A 16,085-nucleotide genomic window follows, 5' to 3' on the forward strand; every position below is an offset into this window, starting at 1 on the left:
GGGACGTTCCCGGTGGGGACGAAGTTGAAGGTGACGAACCTGGACAACGGTCAGGCGACGACCGTGACGGTGAACGGTCCGTCGGGTAGTTGTGTGCTGTTGAACAATGCGGCGTTCGAGAAGGTGCGGGAGCCGGGGAAGAACCTGATCCGGCGGGCGCGTATCGAGAAGGTGGGTGGTGGCGGTGACGCGGCCGCCCCCGCGGCGTCTGCGGCAGGTGCGTCCGGTGCGGCGGGTGGTGCGGCTGTGCAGGTGCCGCCGGCGACCGGTGAGGTGGTGTGTCAGGGGTCGACGGTGACGTTGTCGGGTGAGGCGGGTGCGCCGGCCGCGTCGAGCGGGACGTTCCCGGTGGGGACGAAGTTGAAGGTGACGAACCTGGACAACGGTCAGGCGACGACCGTGACGGTGAACGGCCCGTCAGGCAGCTGTGTCCTGCTCAACAACGCCGCCTTCGACACGGTGCGCGAGCCGGGCAAGAACCTGATCCGGCGGGCACGCATCGAACGCGTGGGCTGAGCGACCGACGCTACGGCGGGGACGGCACGGAGCGTGCCGTCCCCGCCGACTCCACGCGCGCGGTCGGCCGTGACGCGTGGCCGAGTGGACAGGGACGGACAGGACTGGACGGTGCTCGCCTCTGCCGGGCATGGATAGTGGACACCGTCCGCGCCGAGTCTGTCTGCCATGAACCTTGGACGCACGAAGGGTGGACCGCCCGCCCCACCTCGCGCGGGGTCCGCACTCGCGGCCGGCGGCACCACCTGGGTGGTCAACGCCTACGGCCTGGCGTTCGGCGCGCGGCTGCCGGCCGGAGGCCGGGAAGGTGACCTGCTCGGCCGCCGCCGGGTGCTGCTCGCCGGCCTCGCGGTATTCGCCGGGGCCTCGCCGGGCCTGCTGATCGCCGCCCGTGCCGTGCAGGGCGCCGGCGCCGCCGTGATCGCCCCGGCCGCGCTCGCCTTGGCGCTCGACCTGTTCCCGCCCGCCCCCGGCCGGGGCAGAGCCCTGGGCTTGTGGGGCGCCAACTTCGGCGGCGGGGGAGCGGGCGGCGTACCCCTGGGCGGTGTGCTCACCCAGGCGTGGGGCCGGCCGTGGGTCCTCGCTGTCGCGCTCGGGACGGCGCCGGTCCTCATCGCCGTGTCGACGCCCGTGCCCCGGGCCACCGACCGCGCATCCGGGCGGTTCGGTCTGCTGGGAACGGCGACCGTCACCCTCACCCTCGCCCTGATGAGCTCGGTCTGGGCATCGACCGCGGCACGCGCCACCGGCTGGACGGACGCCGGGGTGCTGACCGCCCTCATGGGGGCCGTCGTGCTGCTCGTCCTCTTCGCTCTGGTCGGACGCCGCCGACCGCACCGCCCTGATCCCGCCCAGGCTGTTCACGACCGGATCGACCGGGCCCGACTGAACGTCCGCGAACTCGTCCCCGGGAAGCGGATCGTCTGGGGCGGGACCGTCGAGGGCATCGTGGGCATCCACGTCTGGGCCGTCGAACGGTCCGACGCCAGGGTCGTCGTCCACACCGAGGAGTCCTGGAGCGGAGAGCCCGTCGAGGCCGCGGTCGAAGAAGAACTCGCCGCCGCGCTCATGGGATCCCCGCAGGGCCGGCTCGACTGCCTCAAGGCACGCGCCGAGCAGCCCATCTGAGGCCTCGGTGGGCGTTCGCCGGTCATCGCCGTGCGGCGCGCTTCACCCCCGTCACCCCACTACCCCGTCACCCCCACTACCCCGTCACCCCACTACTCCGCTTCCCCGTCACCCTGCCGTCCTCGATGGAGGTCTCCACCTTGTCCAGCTCCGCAACCATGTCGCCGCCCGTCGTCCATGCCCGCCCCAGCGGTCGCCCCCGTGAGGTCGACAACCGCGCGGCCTACCTCAGCTTCGGACTCGCCTACGTACTCGGCCACGGCGCGGCCGCGGCTTCCCAGGGCGCCGACCCCTTGCTCGACTTGCCCGGCTGGCTGCCCATGACGCTCCTCGGCGGCGGGCTCGTGGTCGGCATCGTGCTGACCACCATGGCCGCCCTGCGGGCCCAGCTCGGAGCCACGGCACCGGAGATCCTGTCCGGCCGGCTGCTCGGCGCCGCCTGGATCGCCGCTTTCACCGCCCTGTTCCTCGCCATCACCGGACTCTCCTCCGTACTCGAACAGCCGGAACTCCAGTCCGTCCTCTGGCCCGCCGGCTCCGGTCTGATCGTCGGCCTGCTCTACCTCGCCGAAGGCGCCGTACGCCACAACCTGCTGCACTACGCCCTCGGTATCTGGCTCGCCCTGACCTCCACCGCGGCACTCTGGCTCACCACTCCCGGCCTGTACTGGGTCCTCGCTGTCGCGGGCGGCGGCGCCTACTTCCTCGCCGCGGCCCTCGAACACCGCCGCCTCCACCTCCTCGCGGGACGCCCCCGCGTCTGACGGCCGGCTCCTCGGCCCGTCAGGGCCGCAAGCCGGCCCGCCTGAGGGCGATCTCGGAGAGATCGGCGATGACCTGCTGGTCCCCGCGCCGCCAGGCGTCGGCGAGACCGCCCTCAGGCGCGGGGAGCGCGGCGAGGTCGCTGAGCCGGCCGGTGAGGGCGCGCAGGGCGAGCAGGTCGGCACCTCCGGGCGCGTCGAGGAGGCGCCGCATGATCATGCTGCGCCGGATCCAACGCAGCCGGGCGGGGAGCCACAGCAGCAGGACGAAGGCCACCGGGACGACGATCAGCGCCAGTGTGGTCAGGGTGGCCACCTGGCTGACGGCGTCCTGGAGCGACTGTCCGGCGTCGGCGATCCCGGTACTGGCGTCGGCAGCGGACTGCAGCGGCTTCTTCAGAAGATCGCCGACGAACGGCACGTTCGAGGCCGCGTCGCCGGCGTTGCCGAGCTCGGTGGCGAGGCTGTCGCCCGAGCTTTCGACCCTCCGGCCCGGCTCGGCCAGCAGCATGATGGCGTCGTGGACGGTCAGGGCGAACCACACGGCGGCGGCCATGAGGCCCGCCGCGATCAGGTCCGCGAGGATCTGGCGGTTCCGACGTGCTGGAGTCTGTGCGTAGAGGCGCATCGGCGGGCTCCCGTTCGGGTCGGACGTCGAGGAGGACCGGCCCCGCCGGGTGAGGCTCGGCCGGTCGTTCGACCGTACGCCTGACTCCCCCTTCGCACCGGGTTCTGTGGACGAACGTCCGCGCCACGACGCCTGGTCGGCGCACCGGGAGCTCGCAGGACGCCGTACGGAGCCGAGCCGGAGGGATACCTTCAGCAGCTCGTCACGCGACGGGGGTTGAGTGAGCCCTTCGACGACGGCTCCGAGGGCTTGCCGTGCGTGCTGTCGGAGGACGTCACCGCCTTCATGACCGACCCGGCGCTGCCCCCGTGGGCGATGGGCCCGGTCGTGGCCGCGATGGTGGAGATCGGCGAGACCCGAGGGCTCGTCGCCGGAAGCACGGTGGCGGAGGATTGGCCGGAATGCCGGCTCCTGCCGCTCGGCGAGGACGGGGCGCTGGGCATCATCGAGTACGTGATCGCCAAGGACGCCGTCCCGCCGCAGGTGATCGTGACCCGCGTCCTGCTGTACTGAACACCTGCACAGCGCGGGCGGAACGGCTCCGGTTCAGCAGCCCGGACGGGATACGCCGAGAATCGCGTTCAGGGGACGCTCCGGCGGTCGACGCCTTCCTCGGCCGGGCGGCCCGGCACCGCAAGTACGCCGACGATCCCCGATACCGCCCCGACGTCATCACCGACGACCACGACGCGTGATCCATGTTTCGCCACGGCCCTGAAGGGCGGGGGCCGCGCATCCGGCGGACCGCGTCGGCCACGAGCCCGACCGCTCGGTCCCCGCCTGCCCGAGGCACGGGCGGATGCCTTCGAAGCCGAGCATGACGTGGAACTTCCACAGCCTTATCGCGACTTCCTCATCAGCATGGGCGGCAGCGGCGCGTCCCCGTACTACGGACTGATCCCGCTGGACGGCTGCACCCTCTTCACCATGAACCGCGCGGCTTTCGACACCGGCACACGAGGATTCACTCGGGCCCACCGCCCCACCCGCGACGGTGACCTCTTCTTGGCCGTCATCGAATGCGGCTGCAGCGACCTCGCCCTCATCGGCGTGACCGGCCCTCTCACCGGCCACGTGCTCATCGGCAACGCCGACGGCTTCTGGGGCCCGAACGTCTCATCGGCCCCGGACTTCCTCGCCTGGTACGAGCGATGGCTCGACCACATGGCCGCCGGACGGGACAACCGAGCCCTGGCCCTCACCTCGCCGCGCCTCCACAGGCGTACCGCATGGCACCAAAGATCTGACGACAAGTCGCCATCCTTCTGTGGAAAACGAGTCGGTGCCGATGCCACACCCGGAACTCCTCACCTGTCGACAGCGGCCTCGTCCCCTACAGTGCGGAAGCTATGACGGCACCTTCACCCTTCACCTTCGTGCGCCACACGGACGGGCTCCGCCACCGCTTCGACCATGCCGGCGAGCGCAACGGCCGCCCCGCCTTCCGCCGAACGGACGGCCAGGTGTGGTGCTTCTGGTCGCCGACCGACGGCTGGCATTGCGAGATCGCCGACGGCCTCGTCACCGCCCATCCCCTCAACGGCCACGCCGACACACCCGAACCCCCGGCCACCGTCTGGCGCAGCTTCAAGAACGACCGCTCGTACCTCTACGACCTGAAGCGTGATCCGCCGAACAGTGCCTGATGTGCTGCCAGGATCGGCTCCGACCCGCAAGGCGGTCCGGCAAGGGCACCCCGATCCTCACAGGTGTCGAGGCCGAACTAGTCTTCGGATCATGGCCTTACGACCTGACGAGTTCTACGACCACGCGCGTGCCGCCGCGGATGACGAGCGCCGGCTCCCGCTCGCCCGCATGACCGGGTGGGACATCAGCCCGTTCGAGCCGGACGGATTGCGCGTCGCGCCGCTGCGCCCTCCGGTTCTGCCCGAGCCTCCGCGACACGGCGAGGACCCCGCCGACTGCGGGGCGTGCCGTGACCGGGACGAAGGCATCTGGTTCAACGACGGTTGGCGGCTCTCCCGGATCACGGGAGTCGGTGTGCCGCTGGTGCTCATGCTGCATCCGCGTGAGCACCATGACATGGCTGACCTGCCCGATGAACTGGCGGCCGAGCTGGGGGTCCTGTCCACGCACATCGTCCGCCACGTACAGGCTCTGCCACACATCTCGCGAGCCCACGTCTACCGCATCGGGGACGGTGGCGCACACCTGCACATCTGGTTCTTCGCCCGGCCCGAGGGACAGACCCAACTGTACGGATCTTGGCTGCCCGTCTGGGACGATCTGCTACCGGAATACCCCGCAGATGTCGCGGAGGCGGACGCGGCGATCGTGGCGGACGCACTGGTCGCCTCCCTCGGAGGTCGCCGCTCGGCTGCCGACGAATCGCCGCACGACTGACTGCCAGCGGACAGGCCCGGTACCCCTTCGACTTCGACAAGATCGCGAGCCGCGGTAGGGGCCAGGCTTTGCCGAACGGTCAGCCGACGATCGGCCCTGCTCAGATAGCTTTTCGGCATCCGTTGAAAGTGATGCACGGGCTGCTTGCGCCACGGTGGAAGCAGCCCGACGGGAGGCATGCGATGAGTTCGATCAACGTCCTGGAGGCGGCCGCCGCGCTGCCGGCCGCCTGGAGTTCCTCCTCCTTGGGAGAGGTGGGGGCGGCCTGCGTGAAAGTCCTGCGGATGGACGGCAGCCCGGTCCAGGAAGAGGCGCACGGGGCCGACGAGATACTGCTGGTGCTCGACGGGCGGATGGAACTGCTGGTGGAGGGCGTCGAGGTCGCCGTGGAGACAGGCGAGATGTACCGGGTGCCGGCGGGCGCCCGACATGCTGTCGGCCCCGGTAGCCACGGCACGTTGGTGATCGTGGAGGAGCCCGCGGCGTGAACGGTTCCACCGCGGCCGGTGGTTCATTGCCCAGCGCGCACCTGCCCCGGCTGTGTACCGTCCACCCGGTGAATGACTACCTCGCTCGTGCGCCGGAGGGGCTCTCCCGGCGGGCTCAGTACTTCGTCGGGGTCCACGGGCTACGGGTCGAGGGCTTGGGGGCCGCACAGTACCGGGGTCACTGGCTGGAGCGCGGGACCCCCGAAGCGGTGCTCGACAGGGTCGAGGCCTTCGATGAGCAGTGGGGTGGCATGGTCCTGCCGCCGGCTCCGACGTACAACGGCGGGCCGAAGACGTTCTGCCCCGACACGCCGGAGGCGGCGCCATCGGATGGTTGGTGGTTCCGGGCGGGAGACCAGCGGGCGGCGGTCCCCTACGCCTTCATGATCGGTCCCCGTGGCGAGTTCGGTCTCGGCACATCGCGGTGGGTGCCCCTGCACGCGAGCGTCGACGGATGGGTCGAGTCGGCCGCGCTCGCCCATCACGCGGCCATGTGCGCGAAACAGATCACCAAGGTCACCGGCGATGACGTCGATGCCCTTGAGCTCGGGTCCTACGAACCGGTTGCGGAGGTGGAAGGGCTGGCTGACACCTGGTGGCGAGGCACGGACTCGCTGATCGCGGTCTATACCGGCCAGGCCGAGTTCTTCTCCAGACCTGACTGCCGGACCGCCGTCATCTACTCCGGCCTCGACAACTGGGGCCTGCACGGCTGAGCGGACACTCCTGACACGGAGCCGCAAGCGTCGGTCGGGCGATCCCGGCGTCGCCCGGTCGGCTGCGCCGTACGGATGGACTCGGGCCGTACGCCGCCGGGCTCGGGGTCTCGTAGCGCGCGGCGGCCTACCTTCGCACTGCTCGACCACCCCTCCACGAAAGGCAGTACTCGTGCGATCCATCCGTTGCGCCCTGACCGCTCTCGCCGCTGGTGGCATTCTCCTGGCGGGTGCGTCAGCGGCCTCCGCCGACGACGCCTTCACCATCTACGCACCGGTCAGCAACACGTACTCCATCGTCTTCGGCGACCTGAATCAGGTGGCCGGTGACGACGTCTTCAACGCCGGCCACGACAACACGGTCGGCTCCCACAACGGCGCGGCGCCGGCCGGCGACATCGGCATGGCGACCATGCCCGGGACCCAGATCATGAGCAACGACGCCCTGATGCAGCGTGCCGCCGGCCAGTGGACCGGCAGCATCATCGGCAAGTAGTTCCCGCCGGCTCCCGATACCGAAGGTCCGGCGGCGGCATCCGCGGACTCGCGAAGCCGCGAACTCGCCTGCTTCGCACCGTCGGAAGAGAGACGAAGGTGTGAGGGCCGCTACCCCCGGGCGGGGTGACGGCCCTTCCCCAAAGAAATTCTGCAAAAATACTTTTGGAAAGCTTCCGGGGAGCTCTAGCCTTCCTGCATGGTCAGCGAAGAGCACAGGCGCGTCCTTGATCCTGAGCGGGACGCCGCGGCCCTGAAGGCACTCACGCACCCGTTGCGCATTCGCCTGCTCGGGTTGCTCAGGCAGGACGGCCCGGCCACCGCGAGTGAGCTCGGGGTCAGGACGGGGGAGTCGTCCGCCTCCACCAGCTATCACCTGCGCGTCCTGGCGAAGTACGCGTTCGTCGCCGAGGCCGAGCACCGGGACGGCCGGGAGCGACGCTGGCAGGCGGTGCACTCCTTGACCGCCTGGAGCAACGAGTCGATGGAATCCTCGCCCGACAGCCGCGCCTTGCTCACCCTGTCGCGCCGGGTCCAGATCGAGCACCTGGAGACTTCTCTCGTCCAGCACGAGACCGACATGGCCGACGGCCGACTGGCGCAGGAGTGGGTGGAGCCGTCCGGGATCAGCGACCTGATGCCCCGTCTGACACCCGAATCGCTCACCGAACTCCGAGAGGTGTTCGACCGCAAGCTCGAAGAACTGACCGCCCGCGACACGGCGGATCCTCGTGCGAGGCAGGTCGTACTCCTCATGGCCGGGCTGGCCCTCGCACCACGCGACTCCGGCGCGGCCCGGGACGTCCCGGGCCCGGCGCAGACGCCGACCCAGACACCGACGCCGACGCGTACGGACTCCGACACCGGCGCCAACACGGGTACCGACACCGAGGACGCGTCATGAACGGGCCGTTGGACATACCCACCGCACGCCGCCGCTACATCACGGTCTGCGCGCTCTTCTGGCTGCCGCTGGGACTGAGTCTCGCTCCCCTGATCCTGCTGCTCACCGAACGTGGCATGACGATGGCGGCGATCGCGGGCCTGTTCGCCGCGCACTCGCTGACGGCCGCGGCACTGGAACTGCCCACCGGGGGACTGGCCGACGTCCTGGGGCGTCGCGTCGTCCTGGTCGCCGCGGGCCTGCTGAACCTGACCGCCCTGGCCCTCGTAGGCCTGGGCTCCGCTCCCTGGCTGCTCGGCCTGGGCATGGTGCTGATGGGTGCGGGCCGTGCCCTGTCGAGCGGGCCGGCCGAAGCCTGGTACGTCGACACCGTCCACGCGGACTCCGGCCCCGGCGCCGATCTGCGCACCGGCCTGGCCGCCGGCTCCTCCGCCACGTCCGCCGCGCTCGCCGCGGGAACCCTGCTGGGCGGCGCCCTTCCCTGGCTGCTCGGAGTCGGCCCCGACCTCGGGGCCCGCCTGAGCGAGGCTTCCTACGGGCTGGTACTGCCTCTCTCCGCGCCGCTGTTGCTGGGCTCGGCGGTCGAGATCGCCTTCGTGCTGTACGTCTTGACGGCCCTGCCCGAGCCGCCCCGGCCGACGGTTGCCCTGCGCGACGTATTGCGCGGCGTCCCGGCCACCGTCGTGGACGGCCTGCGTCTGGGCGGTCGGGACACGCTGGTCCGCCGGGTGTTCCTCAGCGCGGGCGCGGCCGGCGGCGCGCTGGTCGCGATCGAACTGCTCATGCCGGGGCGCGCCGCGGCCGTCACCGGGGCATCGGAGTCAGCGGCGGTGCTCTTCGCCGCGCTGGCCTGCGCCGGATTCATCTGCTCCGGTTTCGGCAGCCATCTTGCTCCGCTGACCGCCCGGTTGGCCGGCAGCGGCGAGCGTGCGGTCATGGCGAGCCTCGGCATCGGCGCGGGCGGCCTGCTCCTGCTCGGCGCCACCGCGGGTTCCACGGGAGTGGGCGCCCTGGTCCTCTCGGCCACCGGCTACGGCCTGGTCTACCTCGGACTCGGGGCGGCGGGACCGAACGAGAACGACATCCTGCACCGCCGTGTCGCCAGTACGGGCCGGGCCACCGCCTTGTCGGTCCAGTCCCTCGTCCTGCAGTTGGTGGGAGCACTCGCCGGCCTGGTCATCGGCGTGCTCCGGCCAGGCCCGGTGCCCTGGCTACTGGCCGGCGGCGTACTGCTCGCGGGATCCCTCCTGTGGCTCCGCCGCAGCGGGCCCACACCGCCGACTCCGGCGGCGACACCTCAGCCACCCGTGGCGTGCCCCTCCGCGGCACAGGACGAGGCCGCCTCCACGAGCTGACCGGAACCCACACTCTCGGAGCCGAAGTCGAGCAGGGGCCGGACGACACCGATGGCGCGCGACGGCTTCGTTCCCGACAGGCCACGGCGCGCGCTTCGGGCCGGACCGTTTCACCGTTCCCGCGTCGTCCGTTCGGCACGCTGCCCGCGTGGTCCGGGCGAGGCGGTGTGGTCAGGGCACCGGCCCGGCGGCACACTGGAGTTCCACGCCCCGCAGCGCCAGGAGTGACGTGCCCGTCCCGATCATCATCGACTGCGATCCCGGACACGACGACGCCCTCGCGATCATGCTGGCCGCCGCGGACCCGGCGCTGGACCTGCTCGCCATCACCACGGTCGCGGGAAATCAGACCCTCGACAAGACCACGCTCAACGCCCGCCGGGTCTGCACGGTCGCCGGCATCACGGACGTTCCCATCGCCGCGGGTTGCGACCGGCCGCTCGTCCAGCCGCTCGGCGTGGCCGCCGACGTGCACGGGGTCAGCGGCCTGGACGGGCCGATGTTCCCGGCCCCCACGGTGGATGTCGTTCCGGAGCACGCCGTGGACCTCATCCATCGGCTGCTGGCCGAGCACCCCGAGCCGGTCACCCTGGTCCCGACCGCGCCGCTGACCAACATCGCCCTGCTGCTGACGCGGTACCCGCAGGACACCTCCCGCATCCGCGAGATCGTCCTGATGGGCGGTTCGACGGAGCGGGGAAACCGGACCCCGGCCGCCGAGTTCAACATCCTCACCGATCCGGAGGCCGCCGACATCGTCTTCCGCTCGGGGGTGCCGGTCACCATGTGCGGGCTCAACGTCACGCACCAGGCACTGGCCACCCCCGAGGTGGTAGCCCGCTTCGTGGCCCTGGGCACGCCCCTCGGGCAGACCTGCGCCGACCTGATGGCCTATTTCGGTGCCGCCTACCGCGAGTTGTGGGGGTTCTCCAGTCCGCCGCTGCATGACCCCGTGGCGGTGGCCCGGGTCATCGATCCCGGGCTGGTGCACTGCGTGGACGCCCAGGTCGCCGTGGAGTTGTACGGCCGGTACACGCGCGGCGCCACCGTGGTGGACCTGCACCGTTCCACGGGCCGCCCGATCAACGCGCGCGTGGCCGTGACCTTGGAGACCGGCGCGTTCTGGGACCGCATGGTCGCCGCCGTCGCGGTTCTCGGCGCGCGTGTCCACGGGCCGACGTCCCCCTGACCGGCGAGCCCGCCCGGTACGGGCGGGCGGCTGCCAGGTCAGCGGCGCCGGGCGATGGTGAGCCCGTCGCGCACCGGGATCATCACCGACTCCACCCGCTCGTCGACCGTGATCAGGTCGTTCAGCTGACGCATCGCCAGGTGGGGTTCCTCCTGGTAGGTGGGATCGAGGACGCGGCCGCCGAGGAAGACGTTGTCCAGCACCACCAGCCCGCCCGGTCGCAGTCGGCGCACGATCTCCTCGTAGTACAGGGGGTAGTTGTGCTTGTCGGCGTCGATGAACGCGATGTCGATGACCGGCTCGGCGTCGAGCGCGCGCAGCGTCTCCAGCGCGGGGGCGATACGCAGGTCGATCCGGTCGGCTACGCCCGCGCGCTCCCAGTACGGCCGTCCGACCGCCGTCCACTCCTCGCTGACGTCGCAGGCGAGCAGGCGGCCGCCGTCGGCCAGGCCGCGGGCGATGCAGAGGGCCGAGTAGCCGGTGAAGACGCCGACCTCGACCGCGAAGCGGGCGCCGGTGAGTCGGGTCAGCATCGTGAGCAGCGCGCCCTCGTCGGAGGAGATCTGCATGTGCGCGGCGCCGGCGGTGGCCTCGCGGGTGGCCATGGCCAGCTCGCCGAGAATCTCGTCGGCCGGGGTGTGGTGGCTGAGCAGGTACTCGCCGATCACGGGGTGCGTGGGCTCCAGATCGCCCCCGTCGATCGCGGTGCTCCACTCGACGGCGAGTTCCTCCTGCGTGGCGAAGCGCACCAGATGGCGGGTGATGACGTCCTGGACCTGGGCCAGCGACTCGGTGTCGACCGCGGTGGCGGTCAGCACCAGCTGATCCGGCGTGGGTGTGAGGCTGCAGGTTCCGGCGGTCAACCTGATCACGCCGCGACCCTCAGGGGTGAGGCTGGTGGTGACCTTGTGGCCCATGTGCGAGACGAGCTGCTTGACGTAGCGAGCGGGGCGGGTGGTGGCGACACGAGCTGTGGCGAGGGGCATCTGACTCCTGAGGTCTCTCCGTTAAGTGGCGAGAATCCTCGCCACTTCTTCGATGAGGGGATTCTGGGGCCGGCGAGGCGAAGTTGTCAAAAGTGTTTAGGTTCGTGGACACTTTTACCCATGGCAGAAAAGCAGCCACCCGCGCCCACGTCCGCTCACGGGAGCGACACGGACCAGGACGAGCAACCTCGCGACGAGCAGGGCCACCTCGTGCTGCGCTCGCCGGAGCAGTTCAAGGCTCTGGGGCACCCGCTGCGTCACCGTATGGTCAACGTGTTGCGCCAGCGCCCCGCCACGCTGCGCCAGCTCGCCCAGGCGCTGGAGATGAGCAAGGGCACCATCGGGTACCACGTGCGCGTGCTGCGCGAGGCGGGACTGGTCCGGCTGACGGAGACCCGCCAGGTGCGCGGCGGTACCGAGCAGTACTTCGCGCTGGTCGCGCCTGCCTTCAAGCTGCACCAGGACGCGGCGGTCGGTCCGGAGTTCCTGATCAACGCCGCGCTCGGTGAGATGCTGCCGCGTCAGCCCGACCAGGCCTCGCACACCGCGCTGCGCCACCTCTGGCTCACCGACACCGAGGCGCACGCGCTGGAGGCCCGACTGCGTGAGATGGCCGCCGAGCCGTATCCGACGGACCTCGCGCAGGGCCGGCCGTACGGGCTGCTGGTCAGCCTCTTCCGCGCCGATGTGCCCAACCTGCCGCCGGACGACGCCCCCTGAGCCCCGGTGCTCGGTGCGTCGCGACGACCAGCGGTCCCGGAAGGCCGGTTGACCTTGCCCTTGGCGGCAAGGTTGAACGATGACCGGCATGGACAACAACGCCGAACGGCAGAACAGCAGGATCGTCGTCGTCACCGGGGCCGGTACCGGGATCGGCCGGGCCACCGCCCGCGCCTTCGCGGCCGAGGGCGCCCACGTGATCGCGGTCGGCCGCCGGGCCGAACCGCTCGACGAGACCGCCGCGGCCGACCGGGCCCGCATCACCCCACTGCCCGCCGACATCACCGCCGAGGGCGAGCCCGAGCGGATCGTCCAGCGGGTGCTGGAGACCCACGGCCGCTTGGACGTACTGGTCAACAACGCGGGCATCGTACGCAGCGGAGCCCTCGGCGCACTCACGCCCGAGACGATCGCACCTCAGATCGCCACCAACCTCGTCGCGCCCATCCTGCTGGCACAAGCCGTGCTGCCCGCCCTGGAGCGGACGGGAGGCCTGATCGTCAACGTCAGTACCTCGGTGGGCCAACGGGCCTGGCCGGGCAACTCGGTGTATGCCGCCACCAAGAGCGCGCTGGAGCTGTTGACCCGGAGTTGGGCGGTGGAGCTGGCGCCCCGGAGGATCCGGGTCGTGGCGGTCGCGCCCGGCGCGGTCGCCACCCCGATCGGTGAACACCAGGGCCTGGCGCCGGCCCAGATCGCGGCGGTACGCGCCTGGCAGCTGGCGCACACCCCGATGGGCCGGATCGGCCGACCGGAGGAGGTCGCCTGGGCGATCACCCAACTCGCCTCGCCCGGAGCGTCCTTCGTCACCGGAGTGGTGCTCCCGGTCGACGGTGGGGCTGTCGTGGCGTGATAGGAGTGGCCACCGGAGGTGGCAGAGGTGCTGATAGGCGAGTTGGCGAAGGTGACCACGACGACGGCGCGTGCGTTGCGGCACTACGAGGAGGCGGGGCTGATCTCATCGGAGCGGGCACCCAACGGCTACCGGGTCTACGACGAACGGACGGCTGTACGCGTCCGCAACATCCGCTACCTGCTGGCCGCTGGGCTCACGCTGGATGACGTACGCGTCTTCGCGCCCTGCCTGGACGGAAACGTAGCGGCGGCTGCGCCCTCGGCCGAAGGGCTGCGCGTCGCGATGGAGCGGCTCGCGGTGCTCGACGAACGCATCGCCGCCCAGACCGAGGCCCGCGACCGACTCGCCGCGGCACTGCGGCAGGCAACGGGCGACCTCGTCCGGCCGCTGACCTGAGAGATCGGAGGCCCTGGGCGTCCGCCGCCCCGCGGCCGTGCCCCGTGGCCGTGCCCCAGGCCGCCGCCGAGCCCGCGTACGGCTCTACGGACGACGCCCGGGCGGTGCTTCACTCGTCACGGTCCCAGCGCAGCGCGGCGTACGTGGCGGGGAAGGCGATCAGTGCCCAGATGGCCACCGTCATGGCCGCTGCCGTCCAGGCGTCCCACAGCGTGAGCGAAAGGAACGACACGGCGAGCGGGACGATGAACACGGACAGCGCCTTCGCCCAGCCGAACCCGACCCGCGGCGTGACGGGGCGGCCGGTGGCGTGGCAGCGGGCCCGGCGGGCACTGCCGAACGCGGTGATGAAGGCCAGCGCCGTCGTCCAGACCACGACCAGCGTCAGCCCGACGTACATGGTGGCCTCGTCGGGCAGTCCGGGAAGCGTCTCGGCGACCCCGTCCTGGCGTACGGAGACCTGGACGCCCCGCCACGTGGTGACCTCCACCTCTTCACCGGGCTTGATGAGGTACGCCAGATCGCCGTTCGAATCGAGGTTGAACGGCTGATCGGCGGGAGCGGGAACGGGGGCCCGCAGCCGTACCTGGAAGACAGACGCGCCTTTGGGGCCACTCTTGGCGTTCTGGGCGGAGAGGACCGTGGCACGGATCGTGCGCAGGCAGTACTCCGTTCTCCGGGGCGCCTCCGTTTCGACGCATGGCCGAGCCGCCAGGAACGCCTCCTCGTCGGCTATCGCACCGCTGATCTGGCTGCCCGCCGCAGCGGAGAGCCCCAGCAGGATCAGGCCCAGCGCGGCCCAGGTCACTGCGCGCATCCGCTCGTCGCGGGCCCGTCCCAAGGCCATCGCCTGCCGCACCGTCATGTCCAGCGTCATGTCCGTCTCCCCCTTCGCCATGGGTCCGTCGACCCACTTCCCCCTGCCCGAACCCCGTTCGACGGCAGTTCCCCGTACCTCGAGTATTGCCCCCTCGGCTCACCGGTCGGACCTGGGCCGCTCCCCGCCGCCACCGGCGAACATCCGCGGTCAGAACGGAGGTTGCCACTCGCCCCAGTGCGTCGCGTGGCCGGGCGGGGGCCAGAATTTCGGTTCACCCGCCGAGGGCCACAGGCGGCCCACCCATTCGCACTCCGGGATCGCGCCTTCCCAGTCGTCGGTGCACCGGTCGGCCCAGGCCCGGCCCACCATGACCGGCCGGGTCACCACGCGCTCGGCGACATCCTGCAGCCGCACCACCAAGCCGAGCCCGTCGGCCCCGGGGTTCCCCCGCGGACCGTAGGACACATCGACCACCCCACAGGTGTGCGCGTGCCCCAGGAACCGCTCCAGGTCGGCCGGGACGCAGCCCGTCAACCGGCGCCCCCAGAGCGTGACCTGAGGCCCGTGGGCCGCGTCGGCCGCGACGCAGAACAGCCGGCCGTCGACGAAGTAGGCGTGGACGGCGGGCTCCGCAGGGCCCGACGCGAACTCCACGCCGAGCGTCTCCCGGGACGAGGGGTCGGCCCGGAAGTGACGCAGCGTGGTCAAGTCCGGCACGGCTGCGGCGACTTCCGCGAGACGCATGCCGAACCGCAGCGGTCCGACGCCTTCCAGGGGCGTCAGTTCCCAGTCCGGCCGCGTCGGCCGGCTCACGGCATCACCTCGGGCATCGCGGCGAGAAGGGCGCGACCGCCCGAGCGGGGGCCGGCCACTCATCCGAGATTGATCGTGCGGGCCACGAACGCCTGCGACAAAGGCGTTCGATCCGGCTCTCCGGCCGTCTCGGTCCCGGCGGCGGGAGCCGAGGAGCACTCCTCGGCTGCGAAGAGGGATCCGGCGCCGGTCGGCTCGTAGAGCCTGACGAGGTCCATGGCCGCCTCGACGGAAGCCTGTTGTCGTCCCTCGTGCCGGTCGCAGGGCCCGCCGCCCGTCGAGATCACGCACGGCTTGCCCTTGGCGTTCAGTACCCGGCACCGCACCACCGGATCATGCACGTGGCACAAGCCCGACGGTCGCGCGTCGACCTGACACCGTTCGCCCTTCTTCGTCGCCGCACGGCACTGATTCATGATCATGACCCCTCAGGCTACTCGGCCCGCACCAGCCCCCGGTTCCGGGGGAGCGTGCCTGCACCGGGTGGTGGCCGGGGACCTCGGAGGGTGGGGCGTCGCGCACCTGGGCCGGTGAGGTGAACCTGTACGTCGGATGGCGGCGGGGCGGGTGGCAGCAGTGGCGGTCCGCCCCGGCGGACCCGAGGCTCGTTTCCGCAGCCGAGCACCCGAGGAAAGGCCATCAGCCCATGCCGCATGCCAAAGAGGAGGGCGTCGCCACGCGCCCGATCGCTCCGGACGATCAGCATCGGAGCCGAGCCGGTCACCTGCGGACCGCGATCAGGCGGACCAATCTGCTCCCGGCGTTCCTGGTGCTCACGGTCATGATGGTGGCCCTGTGGTTGATGGGTATGCCGTTCCTCCAAGCCCTGACGATTGCCACCGCGGTGAAGATCGCGGTGGCTCTGCTCGAACTTCGGCGGCTGCCCGACCCTGCCGACGACTGACGCAGGCCCTTCCCCAGCCTGCCCGGAAGGACACCCCCCGGGAATT

Annotated in this window: 22 protein-coding genes and 1 pseudogene; 17 read left to right on the forward strand and 6 right to left on the reverse strand. The window is 71.2% G+C overall.

Features of this window, described 5'->3' with window-relative positions; all coding sequences use genetic code 11:
- The 3 genes from AB8A24_RS24600 to AB8A24_RS24610 all read left to right on the forward strand — a co-directional run.
- On the forward strand, positions 1-516 hold a 516-nt coding region (locus tag AB8A24_RS24600), incomplete at its 5' end, for a hypothetical protein (RefSeq protein WP_369477677.1).
- A 168-nt stretch (positions 517-684) separates the two neighbouring features.
- Positions 685-1,644 carry an MFS transporter gene (locus tag AB8A24_RS24605; protein ID WP_328964861.1) on the forward strand — a complete coding sequence of 320 codons (960 nt, stop codon included), beginning with the start codon at positions 685-687 and terminating at the stop codon, positions 1,642-1,644.
- A 140-nt stretch (positions 1,645-1,784) separates the two neighbouring features.
- Complete coding sequence (locus tag AB8A24_RS24610) at positions 1,785-2,408, forward strand: ABC transporter permease (protein ID WP_328964862.1); 624 nt, start codon at positions 1,785-1,787, stop codon at positions 2,406-2,408.
- Positions 2,409-2,427: 19 nt separating this feature from the next.
- Here AB8A24_RS24610 and AB8A24_RS24615 read toward each other — a convergent pair whose 3' ends face one another.
- Positions 2,428-3,033 carry a hypothetical protein gene (locus AB8A24_RS24615; protein WP_328964863.1) on the reverse strand — a complete coding sequence of 202 codons (606 nt, stop codon included), beginning with the start codon at positions 3,031-3,033 and terminating at the stop codon, positions 2,428-2,430.
- Between the two features lie 216 nt (positions 3,034-3,249).
- Here AB8A24_RS24615 and AB8A24_RS24620 point away from each other — a divergent pair, with 216 nt between their 5' ends.
- The 10 genes from AB8A24_RS24620 to AB8A24_RS24665 all read left to right on the forward strand — a co-directional run bounded on the left by AB8A24_RS24620 (position 3,250) and on the right by AB8A24_RS24665 (position 10,544).
- The gene (locus AB8A24_RS24620; protein WP_328964864.1) at positions 3,250-3,546 is read left to right on the forward strand and encodes a hypothetical protein; all 297 of its coding nucleotides are present in this window, start codon (positions 3,250-3,252) and stop codon (positions 3,544-3,546) included.
- Positions 3,547-3,855: 309 nt separating this feature from the next.
- On the forward strand, positions 3,856-4,386 hold the full coding sequence (locus tag AB8A24_RS24625) for an SMI1/KNR4 family protein (protein ID WP_328964866.1): 531 nt from the start codon (positions 3,856-3,858) through the stop codon (positions 4,384-4,386).
- Complete coding sequence (locus tag AB8A24_RS24630; RefSeq protein WP_369477678.1) at positions 4,383-4,679, forward strand: hypothetical protein; 297 nt, start codon at positions 4,383-4,385, stop codon at positions 4,677-4,679. Before AB8A24_RS24625 ends, AB8A24_RS24630 begins: the two co-directional genes overlap by 4 nt.
- Positions 4,680-4,770: 91 nt before the next feature.
- Positions 4,771-5,397 (forward strand): hypothetical protein, encoded by a 627-nt coding sequence (locus AB8A24_RS24635; protein WP_328964868.1) that lies wholly within the window; start codon positions 4,771-4,773, stop codon positions 5,395-5,397.
- Positions 5,398-5,579: 182 nt separating this feature from the next.
- The gene (locus tag AB8A24_RS24640; RefSeq protein ID WP_328964869.1) at positions 5,580-5,885 is read left to right on the forward strand and encodes a cupin domain-containing protein; all 306 of its coding nucleotides are present in this window, start codon (positions 5,580-5,582) and stop codon (positions 5,883-5,885) included.
- The gene (locus AB8A24_RS24645) at positions 5,882-6,601 is read left to right on the forward strand and encodes a hypothetical protein (protein ID WP_369477679.1); all 720 of its coding nucleotides are present in this window, start codon (positions 5,882-5,884) and stop codon (positions 6,599-6,601) included. Before AB8A24_RS24640 ends, AB8A24_RS24645 begins: the two co-directional genes overlap by 4 nt.
- 172 nt (positions 6,602-6,773) lie before the next feature.
- A complete protein-coding gene (locus AB8A24_RS24650) occupies positions 6,774-7,097 on the forward strand; it encodes a hypothetical protein (protein ID WP_369477680.1) in 324 nt (107 codons plus the stop codon).
- Positions 7,098-7,295: 198 nt separating this feature from the next.
- Complete coding sequence (locus AB8A24_RS24655; protein WP_328964872.1) at positions 7,296-8,000, forward strand: helix-turn-helix domain-containing protein; 705 nt, start codon at positions 7,296-7,298, stop codon at positions 7,998-8,000.
- Complete coding sequence (locus AB8A24_RS24660) at positions 7,997-9,355, forward strand: MFS transporter (RefSeq protein WP_369477681.1); 1,359 nt, start codon at positions 7,997-7,999, stop codon at positions 9,353-9,355. Before AB8A24_RS24655 ends, AB8A24_RS24660 begins: the two co-directional genes overlap by 4 nt.
- Positions 9,356-9,584: 229 nt before the next feature.
- Positions 9,585-10,544, forward strand: a complete 960-nt coding sequence (locus AB8A24_RS24665; protein WP_369477682.1) for a nucleoside hydrolase — start codon at positions 9,585-9,587, stop codon at positions 10,542-10,544.
- A gap of 38 nt (positions 10,545-10,582) precedes the next feature.
- On the opposite strand, the gene AB8A24_RS24670 is transcribed toward AB8A24_RS24665, so the two are convergent.
- On the reverse strand, positions 10,583-11,530 hold the full coding sequence (locus tag AB8A24_RS24670; protein ID WP_369477683.1) for a DUF2218 domain-containing protein: 948 nt from the start codon (positions 11,528-11,530) through the stop codon (positions 10,583-10,585).
- 120 nt (positions 11,531-11,650) lie between these two features.
- Between AB8A24_RS24670 and AB8A24_RS24675 the strand changes: the two genes are divergently transcribed.
- The 3 genes from AB8A24_RS24675 to AB8A24_RS24685 all read left to right on the forward strand — a co-directional run bounded on the left by AB8A24_RS24675 (position 11,651) and on the right by AB8A24_RS24685 (position 13,502).
- A complete protein-coding gene (locus tag AB8A24_RS24675) occupies positions 11,651-12,250 on the forward strand; it encodes a winged helix-turn-helix domain-containing protein (RefSeq protein ID WP_328964876.1) in 600 nt (199 codons plus the stop codon).
- A gap of 79 nt (positions 12,251-12,329) precedes the next feature.
- Positions 12,330-13,103, forward strand: a complete 774-nt coding sequence (locus AB8A24_RS24680) for an SDR family NAD(P)-dependent oxidoreductase (RefSeq protein WP_369477684.1) — start codon at positions 12,330-12,332, stop codon at positions 13,101-13,103.
- Positions 13,104-13,130: 27 nt separating this feature from the next.
- Positions 13,131-13,502, forward strand: a complete 372-nt coding sequence (locus AB8A24_RS24685; RefSeq protein ID WP_328966099.1) for a MerR family transcriptional regulator — start codon at positions 13,131-13,133, stop codon at positions 13,500-13,502.
- Between the two features lie 109 nt (positions 13,503-13,611).
- On the opposite strand, the gene AB8A24_RS24690 is transcribed toward AB8A24_RS24685, so the two are convergent.
- From AB8A24_RS24690 to AB8A24_RS24705, 4 genes and pseudogenes are all read right to left on the reverse strand, one after another.
- Positions 13,612-14,379 carry a hypothetical protein gene (locus tag AB8A24_RS24690; RefSeq protein ID WP_369477685.1) on the reverse strand — a complete coding sequence of 256 codons (768 nt, stop codon included), beginning with the start codon at positions 14,377-14,379 and terminating at the stop codon, positions 13,612-13,614.
- 150 nt (positions 14,380-14,529) lie between these two features.
- Positions 14,530-15,135, reverse strand: a complete 606-nt coding sequence (locus AB8A24_RS24695; RefSeq protein WP_369477686.1) for a hypothetical protein — start codon at positions 15,133-15,135, stop codon at positions 14,530-14,532.
- A 59-nt stretch (positions 15,136-15,194) separates the two neighbouring features.
- Positions 15,195-15,461, reverse strand: a complete 267-nt coding sequence (locus AB8A24_RS24700) for a hypothetical protein (RefSeq protein WP_369477712.1) — start codon at positions 15,459-15,461, stop codon at positions 15,195-15,197.
- An 18-nt stretch (positions 15,462-15,479) separates the two neighbouring features.
- Positions 15,480-15,557 (reverse strand): annotated as a pseudogene (locus AB8A24_RS24705) (hypothetical protein); the annotation flags it as partial.
- Between the two features lie 113 nt (positions 15,558-15,670).
- Here AB8A24_RS24705 and AB8A24_RS24710 point away from each other — a divergent pair.
- Positions 15,671-16,039 (forward strand): hypothetical protein, encoded by a 369-nt coding sequence (locus tag AB8A24_RS24710; RefSeq protein WP_369477687.1) that lies wholly within the window; start codon positions 15,671-15,673, stop codon positions 16,037-16,039.
- Positions 16,040-16,085: the final 46 nt, after the last annotated feature.

Origin of the sequence: Streptomyces sp. BF23-19, from assembly GCF_041106355.1 — a bacterium.
GTDB classification, from domain to species: domain Bacteria; phylum Actinomycetota; class Actinomycetes; order Streptomycetales; family Streptomycetaceae; genus Streptomyces; species Streptomyces virginiae_A.

Bases quoted from the DNA above. Each gene is read 5' to 3' on its own strand.
- AB8A24_RS24605 (WP_328964861.1), top strand. From the start codon at position 685: ATGAACCTTGGACGCACGAAGGGTGGACCGCCCGCCCCACCTCGCGCG.
- AB8A24_RS24615 (WP_328964863.1), bottom strand. From the start codon at position 3,033: ATGCGCCTCTACGCACAGACTCCAGCACGTCGGAACCGCCAGATCCTC.
- AB8A24_RS24630 (WP_369477678.1), top strand. From the start codon at position 4,383: ATGACGGCACCTTCACCCTTCACCTTCGTGCGCCACACGGACGGGCTC.
- AB8A24_RS24635 (WP_328964868.1), top strand. From the start codon at position 4,771: ATGGCCTTACGACCTGACGAGTTCTACGACCACGCGCGTGCCGCCGCG.
- AB8A24_RS24640 (WP_328964869.1), top strand. From the start codon at position 5,580: ATGAGTTCGATCAACGTCCTGGAGGCGGCCGCCGCGCTGCCGGCCGCC.
- AB8A24_RS24655 (WP_328964872.1), top strand. From the start codon at position 7,296: ATGGTCAGCGAAGAGCACAGGCGCGTCCTTGATCCTGAGCGGGACGCC.
- AB8A24_RS24660 (WP_369477681.1), top strand. From the start codon at position 7,997: ATGAACGGGCCGTTGGACATACCCACCGCACGCCGCCGCTACATCACG.
- AB8A24_RS24670 (WP_369477683.1), bottom strand. From the start codon at position 11,530: ATGCCCCTCGCCACAGCTCGTGTCGCCACCACCCGCCCCGCTCGCTAC.
- AB8A24_RS24675 (WP_328964876.1), top strand. From the start codon at position 11,651: ATGGCAGAAAAGCAGCCACCCGCGCCCACGTCCGCTCACGGGAGCGAC.
- AB8A24_RS24680 (WP_369477684.1), top strand. From the start codon at position 12,330: ATGACCGGCATGGACAACAACGCCGAACGGCAGAACAGCAGGATCGTC.
- AB8A24_RS24690 (WP_369477685.1), bottom strand. From the start codon at position 14,379: ATGACGCTGGACATGACGGTGCGGCAGGCGATGGCCTTGGGACGGGCC.